Origin of the sequence: Undibacterium sp. CCC3.4 (assembly GCF_034347425.1) — a bacterium.
Taxonomy (GTDB): Bacteria; Pseudomonadota; Gammaproteobacteria; order Burkholderiales; family Burkholderiaceae_D; genus Undibacterium.
Map to the genome: position 1 here is coordinate 434915 of NZ_CP133779.1, position 17011 is coordinate 451925.

Here is a 17011-nt window from a genome sequence, read left to right on the forward strand (position 1 = left end):
TTTTTCCCGGCGCTTTTTTTCTTTTGCGGACTCAACTGTCGAGATGCGAAATAAAGCGCGTATAACTGCTTTCTTTGATCAAGCCAGTCTCACCACGCGGCGCTTCGAGTGACAAACCGACCGTCAATATATCGATCAGCAAGAGCTGTAAAATACGTGAAACCATCGCCAGAAAGCTGGCATTGTCTTCGGTGTGATTGACTGCCAAGCACACCGTCGCCTTCTTCGCCAGCGGCGACTGATGCGGTGCCAGTACGATGACGGCCGCGCCGGCGAATAAAGCCGCATCAACGGCGTGCAACAGTTCCGGCAATTTTCCTGAGTTCGAGATGACGATGACGACATCGCCAGGTTTCAGCAATTCGGCCGCCAGCAAAAACAAATGCGCATCGCCATAAATGGCAGTCGGAATGCGGAAGCGGAAAAACTTATGCTGAGCGTCAAGCGCAACGGCGCGCGAATTTCCCATCGCATACAATTCGAGTTTATTGGCTTTATGCAAAAATGCAATGGCCCGCTCAATCGCATGAACATCGAGTTGATCGCGAAATTGTAGAATTGCCGACACGGTATTGTCGATCACTTTCGCGCTTAAATCGTGGGTACTGTCATTGCGCCTTACCTGACTATGTCGTACCGGAATGGTGCCGTTGAGACTGCTGGCAAACTTGAGTTTGAAGTCGGCCAAACCGGTGAAGCCGAGCGAACGACAAAAGCGGATGACGGTAGGCTGACTGACATCGGCTTGCCTGGCGATTTCCACAATCGCTTCATTGAGCACGCTGCGCGGATTGGCTAAAATCAGTGTTGCCACACGCCGTTCAGCCGGCGTCAGCGTCGCTTGGATTTGCTGTATGCGGTCAAGCAGTGAACTGTCGGCACTGCGGCCGCGCAAGTGCTCAGACAAAATCGCCGAGACGCCATAAAACGCCGGGTTCGGCGTCGTGATCACATAGGTGGGAATCTGCGCCAAGTAGCCGCGAAAACGGCCCTTGGCTTCGAAGCGCGCGCGAAATGGTGAAGTCGTGAACCATTCCCCCATCAGCGGAATAATGCCGCCACCAATATACATACCGCCGCAAGCGCCGAGCGTCACGGCCAGGTTGGCACTGAAGCTACCGAGCATACCGCAAAAGCACTCCAGCGTTTCCAAGCACAAAGGCTCGGCCTCGCTCAGGGCGCGGCGAGTAATTTCTTGGGCCGATACCGCCGTGGGCGCACAGCGATTCCTGGCGGCCAAGGCGCGATGGATCAATTCCATACCAGGGCCGGAAATCAGCCGCTCAGCCGAAACATGCGACCATTCTTGCCAAGCAAATTGCAGTATCGAGAATTCGCGCTCGTCACTCGGCGCAAAGTTGGCATGTCCGCCTTCCGAACCGAGCGTGACAAAACCGTCGGAAGTCGGAATCAAACCCGACACCCCCAAACCGGTGCCCGGCCCGAGCACACCGATGACCGATTTGGCAACCGCCGTGCCAGCGCCAACCTGCATCAGTTCGCCACTTTGCAAGTGCGGCAAGGCCATCGCCAAGGCGGTGAAATCATTCACGATGAGTAAAGTATGCAGAGAAAATTGCGCCCGCACGGCATCGATGGAAAACTCCCAGGCGCGATTGGTCATGCGCACATAATCGCCATCGATAGGATAAGCAATCGCCAAGGCCGCATGCTGCACCCCGCTCACTTGCTGCTGATCCCAATACGCCTGCATCAGTTCAACCATGCCGCCGTATTCATCGCACTTCAACACCTGGACCGCCTGAAACACACCAGCGGCCGTTTCGAGCGTGAAGCGCGCATGCGTGGCACCGATGTCGGCCAACAAACGTGGCCCGCCGGGAAAATGTGTGGCTTTACTATGTTCGATCAGGACAGGTTGATTCATGGTGCGCGCGAGGCAGGCGATTATTCGATTTCCAGCAATTTAACACAGCCATCGTGTAGCGTCGCTTTTTTGCCGCAAGCTAGTGCAGAGAAAAACGCGGCTGTATACATGCCAAGGCATTGCCAAGGCATTGCCAATGCAATGCCAATGCACACAAAACACGGCAAAAGCGCGGCGCTATGATATATTCGCTGCAAAATCAGCAATCACAGCGGAACCTCGGCGAACCCGGCGCCCCAGTACGGCGCAGCGCGCCGCATAGCGGTGTTTTCGCTCTCCTTTCGTAACGCGCCAAGCAATCATGCCGCGACACACACCTGAAGAATCGGATTTGGAATGAATCACAAGTTAAGTATCGATGAATACAATGCGCTGGAACTGATCAGCAAATTGCCGAAAAATGTTAAACCGAATGCCTGCATAGGACGCAACACCAAGCGTTTGTCGGGTATTAAACTGGTCGCCTATCGCAAAGATGGTAGCTTGGAATTGACCGAAACCGGTCGTCAGGTTTTATTCATCAAGCAATGTATTGACGGTTTGCGCGCCATCGCCGCCGACGGCAATGCCCCATTAATGGAAACAGTCGCTACATTTTTGAGTAAAAAAGGTCATATCGAGACGGATGAAGTCAGCGCAGAACGTCGCATCAGCGCGCGCGGAATCGAATGCTTGGCCGATATCGACGCCAATATGAAAGCTGATTGAGTTATTGCTTGCCAGTCCAAGGGACTGAGCAACGCGCAGCCAGCAGCATGAACAAAGCCAGCCATACCACCGTGCGATTACCCCAGCGCAGGTAGGGTGTCATCCCGGTCTGCCCTTGTACACTGGCAGTCAGGCTGGCGCGCCGTAGAAATGGCAATTGCGCCTGCACGACACCATCGGCGCGAATGTGGACGGTGGCACCGGTATTGGTGGCGCTGAGCCAAGGTCGACCGGTTTCCAACACGCGCATACGCGCAAATTGCAAATGTTGCGGAATGCCTATTGAATCACCATACCAAGCCAGATTCGACACATTGAGCAAAATACTCGCGACGCCCTGACCGGCCTGCTGTTGGGCACGCAGCTTGTCGGCAATTTCTTCGCCAAACAAACTTTCATAGCAAATATTCGGCAACACAAACTGCGTCCCGACCCGCATCGGCGCTTGCCGCGCCGCGCCGGGAGTCAGTTCGCCCATGGGAATATGTAACCACCGCACAAACCAAGCGAAGCCATAGGGAATAAATTCACCGAACGGCACCAGATGATGTTTATCGTAGCGATAACTGGCAGCGGCATACTCGGTCGATAAGCCCAGCACACTATTAGCATAGCGATCGCTGCCATCTTGCATGATTACGCCCAGCAAGATCGCACTGCCGTGCGCAGCGGCATAGTTTTGTAAGCTGGAAAGATAATCAGGCGGCAACATTGATATCGGCACTGGCAAGGCAGTTTCCGGCGTGATGATCAGGTCGGCGGGTGTAGCTGTCAGCATGCTGCGATATAAATCCAAGGTATCTTGCAGATGTTGCGGATCGAACTTTATATCTTGCGCAATATTCCCTTGCAGTAAGCGCACACTCAAGGCTGTGCCGCTGGGCTGCGTCCACACCACGCTGCGCAACAGCGCTCCGCTGGCAAGCAATACCACAGCCAGCAAAACCAGCGCCGTGCGCCGTGCCCGGCCGATACCAGCAGAGAGCAGCAAGGCCAAGATCGCGGCGAGCAGCGCGGCCACATAGCCAACTCCATACACGCCGACCAGCGGCGCGTAGCCAGCCAAGGGACTGTCGCTGTGGGCATAACCGCCGATGGCCCAGGGAAAACCACTGAGCAGCCAGCCACGCAGCCATTCGGAAAGAGTCCAGAGCGCCGGAAAAAGTAGTAGCAGAGTCGCTGTCAGCGAGAGTCGCCAACGCCGTTGCAGAAACACACCGAGCAGCGCGAATAGCCAAGGATACACCGCCATGCCGGCGGCGAACAACAGCAGTGCCAGCGCGGCCAAGGCGGCTGGCATGTCGCCGTAGCGTGCCATCGCCACCCACAACCAGCAGACATTGATGGACAGAGCAACCGTGCCGCCCGCCCAAGCAAGCCAGCCGACTTGACGCAAGCTCCATTGTGGTTGCAGCAATATGAAAAACCACCCGGCCAGGCTGAGAATTTGCAGCGGCCACAAGGCATAAGGGGCAAACGAGAACACACTCACTGCGCCGGCCAGCAAGCTGACCATCAGCGCGCCGGCAAACGAGCCGGCGCGCCATCGCGGCAGCCAGCCGCTGCGATTCATTCGCTTAATCCATGACGCGCTTCAATGCGTTGCTCGACTTGTAAGATCTGCACTTCACGCGCATCGGCACGTAAGACTTCGAAAAACAAATTGCCGAGGGAAAATTCGTCGCCTTTATGCGGTACTTTGCCAAGATGATGCTCGACCAATTCGCCTATCGTCTCTACCGTCACATCACTCAGTTCAACCCCGAGCATATGATTGAAATGGCTGAGCTCAGTCAAGCCTTTGACGCGCCAACGCTTGCCATTGCCTTTGTTTTCGAGTGCCAGAATATTATCTTCTTCCTCTTCGAAATCGTATTCATCTTCGATATCGCCGACAATTTGTTCGAGCACATCTTCAATCGTGATCAGACCGGCAATACCGCCGTATTCATCGACGACCATCGCCATATGGTTGCGGTTGGCACGGAAATCGCGCAGCAAGACATTGAGTCGTTTCGATTCCGGAATATAAATCACCGGCCGCAGCATGGCGCGGACATCGAAGGCCTCTTCCGCGTAATAACGCAAGAGATCTTTGGCCAGCAGCACGCCGATCACTTTATCTTGATCGCCATCGATAGCAGGGAAACGTGAATGCGCAGCGGTCAACACTTGCGGTAACCATTCCTCGATTGGAGTGGAAATGTCAACGACATCCATTTGCGCGCGCGGAATCATGATATCGCGGGCCGCGAGGTCGGAAACTTGAAACACGCCCTCTATCATTGCCAAGGCATCGGCATCGATGAGATTACGTTCCTGAGCGTCTGTCAATACTTCCAACAGTTCGGCGCGATTTTCAGGTTCTGGAGAAATCAGAGCGGTCAATCGTTCAAACAAAGACCGGTGTGGTTTAAGGTCAGCTGGTCTGACCTTACTGGAGTGCTCTTGCATAGGAGGCATAACGCCGTTATTTCAATCCTACAGAATACAACAAATCAACGACTTTCCCAAATTTTGTCGATGCAGGGCTTAATTTGTTGCTTTTTTAATAAAGACACAGCAGATTGTCATACGCCGGTCATTTTTCTGCCGGCATCGTTTCATCTGCACTGATGTGCAGCTCTTCGGTATCGTGAAACTTGGCGTAATGTAAATGTGCGACACTGCCTTGATTGCTCATGATATCGACGTAGCGATGATTCCAATGTATCAGGGCGCTCGGATAATACTGGCGTGCGCGCTGAGATTGATTGGTGGTGTCATCGATGCCTTCTATGCTCAGTATCAGTGCCGCATTACTGGCCTGCAGTTGTTCCGGGGTCAAACCATACAAGGGACTTTGGCTGTCGATCACATGCATGACGGTCCAGCCGAGCATAAAAATAGGATGCTGCTCGCGCTCGAGCACGAGCTCGTGAATTTTTCTGAAACTGCCCATGGTGGCAGTCGGTTCATCGCGGATCAGGCGCAGTTTGGCCGCCGCTTCGCTGATGATATTCATGCGCGCATTGGCCAGTCGTATCATCAACATCAAGCGCCCATCCACCACATGGCTGACCGGGTGGCGGGCAAACACGATGCTCGAACGCGGCCGCGAAAAACGCGCGAACATCACACCGGTAGTTAAGGCGACACTGGCCATGCCGACGAAAATTTCCAAGGTCGCCACCACATGCGCGTACACCGATTGCGGATGCATGTCGCCATAGCCGACCGTTGCCAAGGTTTCCACGCTGAAGAAAAAAGCCCCGAGAAAATTATCCGGGGCCAGATTAGCAATAGGATTACTGCCCAACAGATAAAGGCTGGCAAATATCAGATTGAATAACAGGAACACGACGGCGACGGCGGCGAAAAACATCGGCCAACTCGAGGTCATCGCGTAATAGTACACATCTTGCCAGACATGGCGTCCCAAACCGAAGGTCAGCACATCACGCCCGCCCATACTGATGCGGCGACCGCGTGGTGCGCGTGCAGAAAACCAGCGCATCGTCGTCGCCTTACAGGTAAGGGTTAGCCAAACCAAGGCCGGCCAGAATGCTGATTTCCAGCGCTTCCATTTCCTCGGCCTCGGCATCATCTTCATGGTCGTAGCCTTGGGCATGCAACACCCCGTGCACGATCAAGTGGCAAGCATGTTCAGCCACGCTTTTCTTTTGTTCCAGTGCTTCTGCTTGCAAGACATCGGTACACAAGATGATATCGGCCTGCGTTACTTCGGCATCTTCGTCTTCGGTGTAGGCAAAAGTCAGTACATTGGTTGCATAGTCCTTGCCACGATAATCGTGGTTCAAGCTGCACCCTTCGGCGGCGTCGACAAACCGCAGCGTCAACTCGGCGGGAAAGAACAGCGCTGCCTGCACGGTTTTCCGTAACAGCGGACGCGGCAGTAATTCTTGCAAACGCGGATCGGCATACTGTACCGACAAAGAGAGGCGCGGCTTAGCGGCTGGTTTATTTTTTGCGGGCATGTTGGGCGGCATGGAGTGTTGAGGAATGAAGCGAGGCGTGCTCATGCACCGCTTCGTAGGCGTCGACGATGCGACCGACCAGTGGATGACGGACCACATCGACGCTGCTGAACTGTGAAAAGGCGATGCCTTTCACCTCCTGCAAAACCTGACAGGCATCGATGAGACCGCTTTTCTGGCCGCGCTGCAGATCGACTTGAGTCAAGTCACCGGTGATCACGGCTTTGCTGCCGAAACCTATACGCGTGAGGAACATTTTCATTTGTTCCGGCGTGGTGTTTTGCGCTTCATCGAGAATGATAAAGGCGTGATTGAGTGTACGACCGCGCATATACGCCAGCGGTGCGATTTCAATCGCCTGTTTTTCAAACATTTTCTGGGTGCGGTCATGGCCGAGCAAATCGTACAAGGCATCATACAGCGGACGCAGATACGGGTCGACTTTCTGCGCCAAATCGCCGGGCAGAAAACCGAGTCGCTCACCAGCTTCCACCGCCGGACGCGTGAGCACGATACGTTTCACGGCCTCGCGTTCGAGGGCATCAACGGCACAAGCAACCGCCAGATAGGTTTTACCAGTACCGGCTGGGCCGATGCCGAAGGTGATGTCATGCTCAAGGATATCTTTGAGGTAGAGATTCTGATGTGGCGTGCGCCCGCGTAAATCGCTGCGCCGGGTTTTTAACACCGGACTACCGACATCGGCCAGCTCTGCCGGACTATCCGCCAGCGGCAAGACCGGCACAGCCAACGCGGTACGCCCGGCCAGAGTGTTTCTGGCTTTTTGTTCCACCAGCGCCAATTGCACATCATCGATGGAAACCGCTTTGCGTGCGAGCGGATAAAAATGTTCGAGCAAGGCCAGCGCGCGCTCGGCGTGGTGTCCGCTGATGATGAATTTTCCACCCCGGCGGAAAATTGTCACGTCCAACGCCGCCGAAATTTGCCGCAAATTTTCATCGAGCGGGCCGCACAAATTCGCCAACTGGGTATTGTCCAGCGTTTGCGGAATAAAATGCAGCACCGGCACGGGAGTTTTGCCTGTCATGCCGTCACATTTTCTTCGACCAACTCACCGCGCAAAGAGTAATTGTACGATTCGGTAATCCGCGTGTTAACCAAGCTGCCGACCAGCGATTTCGGGCCGGCGAAGTTGACGACACGATTGTTTTCGGTACGCCCTTGCAGCTCTTGCGGATCTTTCACCGATGGGCCCTCAACCAAAATTTTCTGCACCGTACCGATCATCGCATTACTGTATTTTTTGGTATTGGCATCGATCACCGCCTGCAATTGTTGCAAGCGCCGTAATTTCAATTCGGCCGGGGTATCGTCAGCCAGATTAGCCGCCGGCGTACCGGGACGCGGACTGAAAATAAAACTGAAACTGTTATCGAAACCGATGTCTTCAATCAGCTTCATCAGTGCGGCAAAGTCTTCATCCGTCTCACCGGGGAAGCCGACGATGAAATCGGACGACACCGAGATATTCGGCCGAACTTGCCGCAAGCGGCGCAACACCGATTTGTATTCGAGTGCGGTGTAGCCGCGTTTCATGGCGGATAAAATCCGGTCCGAACCGTGCTGGGCTGGCAAATACAAATGATCGACCAGCTTCGGTACTTTGGCATAGCAATCGATCAGGCGCTGCGTGAATTCCTTAGGATGACTGGTGACAAAGCGTATCCGTTCTATCTGCGGGAATTCGGCGACATATTCGAGCAGTAAGGCAAAATCGGCGATTTCACCGTCTTCCATCACACCGCGGTAGGCATTGACATTCTGCCCCAGCAAAGAAATTTCTTTCACACCTTGCGCGGCCAAGCCGGCCACTTCCGCCAGCACATCGTCGAAACGACGTGAGACTTCTTCACCGCGCGTGTAGGGCACCACACAGTAGCTGCAATATTTACTGCAGCCTTCCATGATAGACACATAAGCGCTGGCGCCATCGACGCGTGCCGGCGGCATGTGATCGAATTTTTCAATCTCAGGAAAACTGATATCGATCTGCGAACGCCCGGAACTGCGCCGCTCGGCGATCAATTGCGGCAGCCGGTGCAAGGTCTGCGGGCCAAACACCACATCGACATAGGGCGCGCGCTTGATGATCGCCGCGCCCTCTTGTGAGGCCACACAACCACCGACGCCGATCAGTAAGGCCGGATTTTTACGCTTCAATTCACGCAAACGACCGAGATCGGAAAACACTTTTTCCGACGCTTTTTCACGCACGCTGCAAGTATTGAGCAGAATGACATCGGCATCTTCCGGCGTATCGGTCTTGATCAAGCCATCGGCCGCGTGCAGCACATCGGCCATTTTGTCAGAGTCATACTCGTTCATCTGACAGCCGAAGGTTTTAATATAGAGTTTTTTTTGCATTTTTGAGCCTATGCACCCAGAGGGTGCATCTGAATAAACGTCCGGCTTAGCCGGACAAATCTTGTCTTAGCCTATGCACCCAGAGGGTGCATCTGAATAAACTGAACGTCCGACCAAGTCGGACAAATTCTTAATACGACAGCACTATGCCGCCGCTTTGAATTTAGCGATTTCCGCCTGCGTCAATATCCAAATCTGATCGAGGTCACCATAAGGATTCACAGTGTAGGCGACGACCAGCGCATTGCCACTGATCGTGGCCGGTAACTGTATCAAATTCTGTACGCTGAAAATACGTGAAGCCGGCGACAAACGCCGCGCCACGCCATCCATCGTGACAGCAGGATAAGCCGACATATCGAGCACGCCAAGCTTGGCGTTTTGCTTGAATTGCCGTTCATGCGCCACCTGCGCCTGCACAGGAACGGCGGCAAGCACGAACAACGCGGCGCTGCAAAGGGCGAGGCGACAAACGATCTCAGTCAAGCGGCGCATAAAATCTCATCAGGGAAGATAAAAAATCAAGGAAATCAACTACTTAAGTCTGCTAGTTTACCACATTCAGGCGCGCGCTTGAAGCCAGCACTGGGAAGGCTGGCGACGGCCGGTGCGGCGCAAAATATAGGCGGCAAACAACGTCAAAGTCAAAATCTGGGATAATGGCAAAAAATTAAATGGAACCCCAATGAACACCCGCTCTCCGCGTGCCCAACAGCCTGGCTTCGATACTGCTCACTTCCGCACTGCCCTGTCACAATTCGCCACCGGCGTGACCGTCATCACAACACGCTTAGCCGATGGTAGTTTCCTCGGACTAACGGCCAGCTCCTTCAATTCCGTCTCGCTCGATCCGCCGCTGGTATTGTGGAGCTTAGGGAATGCGGCCAGCAGTATGCCGGCTTTCAGCGGTAATTCTCATTATGTGATCAATGTGCTGTCGGCTGATCAAGCTGGTCTGGCAACACAATTTGCCAGCCGCAGCGGTGATCGCTTCGCCGGCGTCGAGTACAGCCTGTCCCGTACCGGACTACCGATACTCAAAGGGGCATCGGCCTGGTTTGAGTGCCATAACCGTAGCCGCTACCCGGAAGGTGATCATGTGATCTTCGTCGGTGAAGTCGAACACTGCGAAGTCGCGCCACAAGCGCCGCTGATCTACCATTCGGGTCAGTTTGTTTTAACTGGATTTCCGCCTGCGCCGAAATGACAAATTGGGCGACTGAGTGGATGCGCAATTGCCATGACTTGCGGGTAATCTGCCATTTTCAGTTGACGATGAACGCCGCCGGCGTTCCTGCCAAAAGCTCGCAGGAACCACCTTACTGTCGTTTGGGGTAATGATACCGAACGGAATACGCAAATCGTTCGGAATTTATCCGCGTTTTTTCCCAGCCAAAATTAATTTAACTATTTATCAGCTGCGGTAAAATAGTGGCCATGGAATTATCTGATCTCGTCGGCTATGCAGCCGCCAGCCTGACTACGGCTGCCTTCATCCCCCAAGCTTGGTTGACTTGGCGCGCCAAACGCGCCGATGGCGTGTCGCTGTCAATGTATGTGATTTTCGTGTTCGGCATCGCGCTCTGGGCCACCTATGGCTTTTTATTGCAAGCCTGGCCTATCATCATCGCCAATATCATCACCCTCATACTGGCGATCTTTATTCTGGTCATGAAGGTAGTTTACAAGTAGGTTCAGACGAGTAATTGCTGCAGCACTCCACGCGTATCAAATGCGGCGCGCCGCAAGCGATCGTTCACGCCCTGCCACTCCGGTTCTTGTGGCAGCGTTTCGAGTAAGATCACATCTGCTTGCAAGTGATCGAGTTCGCGCAAAGCGGCATACAAATCATGCGCACAGGCATCTGCATCACTAGGCAAACAACGCCAAGCGGAGGCCGCCAAGACTGCCGGCAACTGCTGACTGAGCACGGCGACCTGTTTGCCACGCGCCTGCAGCGCGACAATCAGCGCGGCCAGATCGGCAGCCGCGACTTGAGCCACGGCGCTGCGCGGTGCGTAATGTGCCTCGAGTGTGCCGGAAGCACGCGGCGCAGCAGCATCGGGACTGGCCGGCAGGCTGCCGATCACCGTAGCCAATTGCGCCGCACTGATTTGACCAGGCCGCAGCAACACCGGGCCGTGGCTGGCCAGTCGACTCAGATCGAGGATGGTCGATTCGATCCCGATTTCGCTCTGACCACCATCGAGGACACCGGCGATCAAACCGCCGGGCAATAATTCTTCGGCAAATTCTTCTCTGACGTGGGCCGCCGTAGTCGGGCTGACATGGCCGAACTTATTGGCTGAGGGAGCGGCGATGCCACCCAAGCCGCCTTTGAATTGCGCCAGCAGCGCCAGCGCCACCGGATGGGCTGGACAACGCACGCCAAGCGTATCCTGACCACCGGAAACGGCCGCCGGAATATGTGCGGCGCGCGCTAAAATCATGGTCAGCGGTCCGGGCCAAAAAGCCTGTGCCAGTTGCCATGCCAAGTCAGGAATATTCTGCGCCCAATGCGTGAGCGCGGCAGTTGACGCGATATGCACAATCACCGGATGATCGGACGGTCTGCCCTTGGCAGCATAAATGCGCGCAACCGCTTGCGGATTTTCCGCATCAGCGCCGAGGCCGTACACCGTTTCAGTCGGGAACGCGACCAGCGCACCGGCCTCGAGCGCGCGCGCGGCCGCCGCGATGCTGGCAGCGCTGGCGGCGGCTGCGTTCATGTCGACTCCGGCGCGACCATACCGAGTACGGCACAGGCTGCTACCAGGGCATGCTGGGCTTGTTCCATCGTCGGCGCCACGAAAGTGATGTGACCCATTTTACGCCCACGGCGCGCTTCGGCTTTCCCATACAGATGCAAATGCGCACCCGGGATGGCCAAGACCTGATCCCAGGCCGGCTGCACCAATTCACCGTCGGTAGTAAACCACATATCGCCGAGCAGATTGAGCATGGCCGCCGGTGAGTGCTGACGCACATCACCGAGCGGCAGTTGCGCCAGCGCGCGCACCTGTTGTTCGAACTGACTGCACACGCAAGCATCGATAGTGTAATGACCGCTGTTGTGCGGTCGCGGGGCCATTTCATTGACCACCAAGGCGCCATCTTCGAGTACGAAAAATTCTATGCACAAGACCCCGACATAGGCCAGTTCGGCGATGATATCGAGTGCCGCTTTTTGCGCCAAGTCGGCGATGGCTGGCGCGACATGCGGGCCAGGTGCGTAAGTGGTGAACAAGACACCGTCGCGATGGACATTTTCGGCGATCGGATACACCACCGCCTGGCCATCGATACCACGCGCTACCAGCACCGATACTTCATATGCCAGTGGCAGCATTTTTTCCAACACACACACTTGACCGTTCATACCAGCTAAGGCTGCGCTCAACTCCTCGCGATTACGCACGCGCACCTGGCCTTTGCCGTCGTAACCCATGCGCACGGTTTTCAATATACCAGGCAGTAAATCTGCCGGTGCACTGGCGACATCGTCTTGATTTGAAATACCCCAATGCGGTGCCGGATACACCCCGGTATGCAAGCCACAGCGGGTGAAGAAGTGTTTTTCGGCCAAGCGATCCTGAGCCACCGAAACGCAGGCGGCAGACGGCGCGACAAAACCGCTCAAGGCCAATTGTCGGAGGCTGTCGGCCGGCACGTTTTCAAATTCGGTTGTGACGCGCTGGGCCAAACTCGCCAGCAAGGCCAAGCCGGCGGCATTATCGTACTCGGCTTCAACATGGTGCTGCGCCACTTGCGCCGCTGGGCAGCCGAGTTCCGGCTCCAGCACGGCGACTTGATAACCAAGCGCCTGCGCGGCATGGGCAAACATACGACCAAGCTGACCGCCGCCCAAAATGCCCAAACAACTTTGGGCGGTATTCGGTAACAGCGCTGTGCGCGCTTGCTCTTGATGGGCTGGTGTCATGATGTAAAACTCACTGTAATGCTAAAGAATAAGGCTGCTCAGAGTGCTCGATAGCAAGCGCTCTGAGCATAGGGCAAATGGCTGCACTCAGAGTGGCAAGACCATGTCGCGCGCAAGCTGAGTTTGGCGCTCGCGGAACGCCAATAATTTTTCCGCCAAGGCAGCGTCGCCCACGGCCAGCATCGCCACCGCTGCCAGCGCTGCATTGGCGGCACCGGCTTCACCGATGGCAAAGGTGGCGACCGGTATGCCCTTAGGCATCTGCAAAATCGACAGCAGCGAATCTTCACCGCGCAAATATTTCGACGGTACCGGCACACCCAATACCGGCACGATGGTTTTCGCCGCGATCATGCCGGGTAAATGCGCCGCCCCGCCGGCCCCGGCGATGATGGCACACAGGCCGCGCGCGCGCGCTTTCGGCATAGCGAAACATGTCATCGGGCATACGGTGAGCCGATACCACGCTGGCTTCAAAACCAACGCCGAATTCTTTGAGCACAGCTACCGCATGCTGCATCACATCCCAATCGGATGAAGAGCCCATCACGATACCGACCACGATTTTATTGGCAGAAGTTGTCATCATCAATCCTTGAGGCTTTCGCCGGTCAGACGTTCCAGTGCTTCGCGGTATTTGGCCGCCGTTTTGGCAATCACCTCGGGCGGCAAAGCCGGTGCCGGTGCGGTTTTGTTCCAGCTGGTGATGGTTTCGAGGTAATCGCGCACGAATTGTTTATCGAACGATGGTGGTGAAATACCGGTGGCATACGAATCGGCTGGCCAAAAACGTGAAGAATCGGCAGTCAGCACTTCATCCATCAAATACAACACGCCATCGGCATCGAGGCCGAATTCAAACTTGGTATCGGCAATGATGATGCCGCGGGTGGCCGCATACTCGGCCGCCGCACTGTAGAGCGCGATGCTGATGCTGCGCATTTGGGCGGCGAGTTCGACACCGATGCGGTTTTCCATATCGGCAAAGCTGATATTTTCATCATGCGCACCCATTTCAGCTTTGGCCGCTGGCGTGAAAATCGGTTCAGGCAATTTGGCGGCCTGCGGCAAGCCGGCAGGCAGCATGATGCCGCATACGGCACCAGTTTCTTGGTAATCTTTCCAACCAGAACCGATCAGATAGCCGCGCACCACGGCTTCCACCATAATCGGTTGCAAACGCTTGGCCACTACCGCACGACCATGTACCAACTCGACTTCATCCGGCGCAACCACGCTCTCCGGCGCGATGCCAGTCAAGTGGTTCGGAATGATATGGCCGAGCTTAGCAAACCAGAAATTCGCCATCTGATTCAAGACCCGGCCTTTTTCAGGAATCGGTTCAGACATGATGACATCAAAGGCAGACAAACGATCACTGGTAACGATGAGCAATTTATCGTCGCCGACAGCGTAGTTGTCGCGCACTTTGCCACGGCCCAGCAATGGCAAGGAATGAAGAGTTGGTTTGGTTTGGGTAGTCATGGAGGGGTCTTCAATACTTTTATTACAAAATAACAAAATAGGGATACGCACTGCGCATTACTGCCAGCGGCTTGCGCGGCTGGCAGTAATCGGATTACTTGACGATTTGCGACAAGGCACCGCTTCTATACTGCGCGGCGATGCTCTCGAGTGACATCGGCTTGATTTTTGCCGCTTGCCCTTCGCAACCGAAGGCCAGATAACGCGCTTTAACCACCAGCTTTGCCGCTTCACGCGCCGGCTTGAGGTAATCACGCGGGTCAAACTTGCCCGGATTTTCGATCAGGTAACGACGAATCGCACCAGTCATGGCCAAACGAATATCGGTATCGATATTGATCTTGCGTACGCCATGGGCGATGCCGATCACAATTTCTTCTACCGGCACGCCATAAGTTTCTTTCATGTCGCCGCCGAACTGGCGTATTTCTTCCAGCAATTCTTGCGGTACCGATGAAGAACCATGCATCACCAAATGGGTATTTGGAATACGGGCATGAATTTCTTTGATACGGTCGATCGCCAGAATATCGCCGGTAGGCTTGCGCGAAAACTTGTACGCGCCATGCGAAGTACCGATGGCGATGGCCAAGGCATCACACTGAGTACGCATGACGAAATCGGCAGCTTGCTGCACATCGGTGAGCAATTGTTCACGCGTCATTTTGCCATCGGCGCCATGACCATCTTCTTTATCGCCCATCATGGTTTCGAGCGAGCCGAGCACACCGAGTTCGGCTTCCACTGTCACCCCAATCGAGTGCGAAAACTTGACTACTTCGCGCGAGACTTCGACGTTGTATTCATAGCTGGCGACGCTTTTACCGTCTTCCATCAAGGAACCATCCATCATCACCGAAGTGAAGCCAGATTTGATCGCGGCCATGCAGACTGCCGGCGACTGGCCGTGATCTTGATGCATCACCACCGGAATATGCGGATAGGCTTCTACCGCCGCTTCGATCAGGTGACGCAAAAAGGCTTCGCCAGCATACTTGCGTGCACCAGCCGAAGCTTGCATGATCACCGGCGCGCCGACTTCATTGGCCGCTTCCATGATGGCGGTAACCTGTTCGAGGTTGTTGACGTTAAACGCAGGCAAACCATAGCCATTTTCAGCGGCGTGGTCCAACAGTTGACGCATCGATACGAGAGGCATAATAAACTCCAGAAGTACTATTAAAAATCAGTGGTCGCCAATTTTGACGATTTTCATTGCATTCGTTCCGCCGACCTGGCCCATAGGCTCACCCCAAGTGACGACGATGGTATCGCCATGCACCACGATGCCATTTTCGAGCAACACCGTTTCGGCTGCCTTGAGCACTGCTTCGCGATCGCTGGAATACGGCAAATTGAAGGTGCGGACATTCCGGTATAAGGCCGCCTTACGTTGCGTAGCAACGCTAGGTGTGAGCGCAAACAGCGGCACATTGATGCTGTGACGGCTCATCCACAAGGCGGTTGAACCCGATTCAGTCAAGGCGACAATCGCTTTCACGCCGAGATGATGCGCGGTAAACAGCGCACCGTAGGCGATCGACTGATCGATGCGAGTGAAAGTCAGATTCAGGAAATCCGCATCGAGCTTGTATTCTTGGAATTTTTCTGCTTCCAGACAGATCGCCGACATCGCTTCGACCGTTTCGATCGGATACTTGCCCGAGGCGGTTTCGGCCGAGGTCATCACGGCATCGGTGCCATCGAGTACGGCATTGGCGACATCCGAGACTTCAGCACGGGTCGGCACGGCATTGACGATCATCGATTCCATCATCTGCGTCGCCGTGATGGCGAGCTTGTTGGAAGCGCGGGCCATTTTGATCATGCGTTTTTGCAGCGCCGGTACGGCCGCATTGCCGACTTCGACCGCCAAATCACCGCGTGCGACCATGATGCCGTCGGATGCGTCGAGAATTTCTTGCAGCAGCGGAATCGCTTCGGCACGTTCGATTTTGGCGATCATCATCGGCTTATGTCCGTACGGCTCGCCGGCGATATTCGACAGTTGCCGCGCCATTTCCATGTCGGTAGCATTTTTTGGAAACGATACCGCGACATAATCGGCTTGGAATGACATCGCTGTTTTGATATCTTCCATATCTTTGGCAGTCAAAGCCGGCGCAGTCAAGCCGCCGCCTTGGCGATTGATGCCCTTGTTATTCGACAGTTCGCCACCGATTTTAACAATGGTATGAATTTCATTGCCGATGATTTTATCCACCACCAAGACGATCAAACCATCATTGAGCAACAACACATCGGCCGGCCGCACATCGCGCGGCAAGGCTTTGTAATCGAGGCCGACGCGTTCTTGTGTACCGAGCATGCAATCGGCATCGAGGATGAATTTGTCACCGTTTTCAATCTGGATACGATTATTTTCAAATTTACCGATACGAATTTTCGGGCCCTGCAAATCGGCCATGATGGCGATCTCGCGACCGCATTCGGCGGCTGCTTGACGAACCATGCTGGCGCGATCGATGTGATCCTGTGCCTTACCATGTGAAAAATTCAGCCGTACGACATTCACGCCGGCGCTAATCATGCGTTTAAGTGTAGCAACGTCGTTCGAAGCGGGGCCTATGGTTGCGACTATTTTGGTGGCACGTAACATCTGGTCTC

Annotated in this window: 16 protein-coding genes and 1 pseudogene; 3 read left to right on the top strand and 14 right to left on the bottom strand. The window is 54.9% G+C overall.

What is annotated here, in order from left to right:
- Nucleotides 1-31: 31 nt before the first annotated feature.
- Nucleotides 32-1888, bottom strand: coding sequence for a glucokinase (locus RHM61_RS02060; RefSeq protein WP_322249472.1), 1857 nt, complete (start codon nt 1886-1888; stop codon nt 32-34).
- A gap of 336 nt (nt 1889-2224) precedes the next feature.
- On the opposite strand from RHM61_RS02060, the gene RHM61_RS02065 reads away from it, so the two are divergent.
- Entirely contained in the window at nt 2225-2596 is a 372-nt protein-coding gene (locus tag RHM61_RS02065; protein ID WP_322249473.1) for a hypothetical protein, read from the top strand.
- Between the two features lies 1 nt (nt 2597).
- Here RHM61_RS02065 and lnt read toward each other — a convergent pair whose 3' ends face one another.
- The 7 genes from lnt to RHM61_RS02100 form a co-directional block, all read right to left on the bottom strand.
- A complete protein-coding gene (gene lnt, locus RHM61_RS02070) occupies nt 2598-4169 on the bottom strand; it encodes an apolipoprotein N-acyltransferase (protein WP_322249475.1) in 1572 nt (523 codons plus the stop codon).
- The gene (locus RHM61_RS02075; RefSeq protein WP_322249476.1) at nt 4166-5050 is read right to left on the bottom strand and encodes an HlyC/CorC family transporter; all 885 of its coding nucleotides are present in this window, start codon (nt 5048-5050) and stop codon (nt 4166-4168) included. The genes lnt and RHM61_RS02075 overlap by 4 nt, the downstream gene beginning before the upstream one ends.
- A gap of 127 nt (nt 5051-5177) precedes the next feature.
- Complete coding sequence (locus RHM61_RS02080) at nt 5178-6092, bottom strand: ion channel (protein ID WP_322249477.1); 915 nt, start codon at nt 6090-6092, stop codon at nt 5178-5180.
- 10 nt (nt 6093-6102) lie between these two features.
- Entirely contained in the window at nt 6103-6573 is a 471-nt protein-coding gene (ybeY, locus tag RHM61_RS02085) for an rRNA maturation RNase YbeY (protein WP_322249478.1), read from the bottom strand.
- Entirely contained in the window at nt 6557-7621 is a 1065-nt protein-coding gene (locus tag RHM61_RS02090) for a PhoH family protein (protein ID WP_322249479.1), read from the bottom strand. The genes ybeY and RHM61_RS02090 overlap by 17 nt, the downstream gene beginning before the upstream one ends.
- Entirely contained in the window at nt 7618-8958 is a 1341-nt protein-coding gene (gene miaB / locus RHM61_RS02095; RefSeq protein WP_322249480.1) for a tRNA (N6-isopentenyl adenosine(37)-C2)-methylthiotransferase MiaB, read from the bottom strand. Before miaB ends, RHM61_RS02090 begins: the two co-directional genes overlap by 4 nt.
- Nucleotides 8959-9102: 144 nt before the next feature.
- A complete protein-coding gene (locus RHM61_RS02100) occupies nt 9103-9453 on the bottom strand; it encodes a hypothetical protein (RefSeq protein WP_322249481.1) in 351 nt (116 codons plus the stop codon).
- 190 nt (nt 9454-9643) lie between these two features.
- Here RHM61_RS02100 and RHM61_RS02105 point away from each other — a divergent pair, with 190 nt between their 5' ends.
- Both RHM61_RS02105 and RHM61_RS02110 read left to right on the top strand, forming a co-directional pair.
- On the top strand, nt 9644-10165 hold the full coding sequence (locus tag RHM61_RS02105) for a flavin reductase family protein (protein WP_322249482.1): 522 nt from the start codon (nt 9644-9646) through the stop codon (nt 10163-10165).
- A gap of 230 nt (nt 10166-10395) precedes the next feature.
- On the top strand, nt 10396-10650 hold the full coding sequence (locus tag RHM61_RS02110) for a SemiSWEET transporter (protein WP_322249483.1): 255 nt from the start codon (nt 10396-10398) through the stop codon (nt 10648-10650).
- 2 nt (nt 10651-10652) lie between these two features.
- On the opposite strand, the gene RHM61_RS02115 is transcribed toward RHM61_RS02110, so the two are convergent.
- The 6 genes and pseudogenes from RHM61_RS02115 to pyk form a co-directional block, all read right to left on the bottom strand.
- Nucleotides 10653-11687, bottom strand: a complete 1035-nt coding sequence (locus RHM61_RS02115; RefSeq protein WP_322249484.1) for an L-threonylcarbamoyladenylate synthase — start codon at nt 11685-11687, stop codon at nt 10653-10655.
- Nucleotides 11684-12898, bottom strand: a complete 1215-nt coding sequence (locus tag RHM61_RS02120) for a 5-(carboxyamino)imidazole ribonucleotide synthase (RefSeq protein WP_322249485.1) — start codon at nt 12896-12898, stop codon at nt 11684-11686. The genes RHM61_RS02115 and RHM61_RS02120 overlap by 4 nt, the downstream gene beginning before the upstream one ends.
- Before the next feature lie 87 nt (nt 12899-12985).
- Nucleotides 12986-13484: pseudogene (purE, locus tag RHM61_RS02125) on the bottom strand (5-(carboxyamino)imidazole ribonucleotide mutase).
- A 2-nt stretch (nt 13485-13486) separates the two neighbouring features.
- Nucleotides 13487-14383: a phosphoribosylaminoimidazolesuccinocarboxamide synthase gene (locus RHM61_RS02130; RefSeq protein WP_322249486.1), complete on the bottom strand. Its 897-nt coding sequence runs from the start codon at nt 14381-14383 to the stop codon at nt 13487-13489.
- A 94-nt stretch (nt 14384-14477) separates the two neighbouring features.
- A complete protein-coding gene (gene fba, locus RHM61_RS02135) occupies nt 14478-15542 on the bottom strand; it encodes a class II fructose-bisphosphate aldolase (protein WP_322249487.1) in 1065 nt (354 codons plus the stop codon).
- Nucleotides 15543-15569: 27 nt separating this feature from the next.
- On the bottom strand, nt 15570-17003 hold the full coding sequence (pyk, locus tag RHM61_RS02140; protein WP_322249488.1) for a pyruvate kinase: 1434 nt from the start codon (nt 17001-17003) through the stop codon (nt 15570-15572).
- Nucleotides 17004-17011 lie beyond the last annotated feature (8 nt).

Coding starts and splice junctions, on each gene's coding strand:
- RHM61_RS02065 (WP_322249473.1), top strand. CDS start 2,225: ATGAATCACAAGTTAAGTATCGATGAATACAATGCGCTGGAACTGATC.
- RHM61_RS02060 (WP_322249472.1), bottom strand. CDS start 1,888: ATGAATCAACCTGTCCTGATCGAACATAGTAAAGCCACACATTTTCCC.
- RHM61_RS02110 (WP_322249483.1), top strand. CDS start 10,396: ATGGAATTATCTGATCTCGTCGGCTATGCAGCCGCCAGCCTGACTACG.
- RHM61_RS02090 (WP_322249479.1), bottom strand. CDS start 7,621: ATGACAGGCAAAACTCCCGTGCCGGTGCTGCATTTTATTCCGCAAACG.
- RHM61_RS02080 (WP_322249477.1), bottom strand. CDS start 6,092: ATGCGCTGGTTTTCTGCACGCGCACCACGCGGTCGCCGCATCAGTATG.
- ybeY (WP_322249478.1), bottom strand. CDS start 6,573: ATGCCCGCAAAAAATAAACCAGCCGCTAAGCCGCGCCTCTCTTTGTCG.
- lnt (WP_322249475.1), bottom strand. CDS start 4,169: ATGAATCGCAGCGGCTGGCTGCCGCGATGGCGCGCCGGCTCGTTTGCC.
- fba (WP_322249487.1), bottom strand. CDS start 15,542: ATGCCTCTCGTATCGATGCGTCAACTGTTGGACCACGCCGCTGAAAAT.
- RHM61_RS02075 (WP_322249476.1), bottom strand. CDS start 5,050: ATGCAAGAGCACTCCAGTAAGGTCAGACCAGCTGACCTTAAACCACAC.
- RHM61_RS02105 (WP_322249482.1), top strand. CDS start 9,644: ATGAACACCCGCTCTCCGCGTGCCCAACAGCCTGGCTTCGATACTGCT.
- miaB (WP_322249480.1), bottom strand. CDS start 8,958: ATGCAAAAAAAACTCTATATTAAAACCTTCGGCTGTCAGATGAACGAG.
- RHM61_RS02115 (WP_322249484.1), bottom strand. CDS start 11,687: ATGAACGCAGCCGCCGCCAGCGCTGCCAGCATCGCGGCGGCCGCGCGC.
- pyk (WP_322249488.1), bottom strand. CDS start 17,003: ATGTTACGTGCCACCAAAATAGTCGCAACCATAGGCCCCGCTTCGAAC.
- RHM61_RS02130 (WP_322249486.1), bottom strand. CDS start 14,383: ATGACTACCCAAACCAAACCAACTCTTCATTCCTTGCCATTGCTGGGC.
- RHM61_RS02120 (WP_322249485.1), bottom strand. CDS start 12,898: ATGACACCAGCCCATCAAGAGCAAGCGCGCACAGCGCTGTTACCGAAT.
- RHM61_RS02100 (WP_322249481.1), bottom strand. CDS start 9,453: ATGCGCCGCTTGACTGAGATCGTTTGTCGCCTCGCCCTTTGCAGCGCC.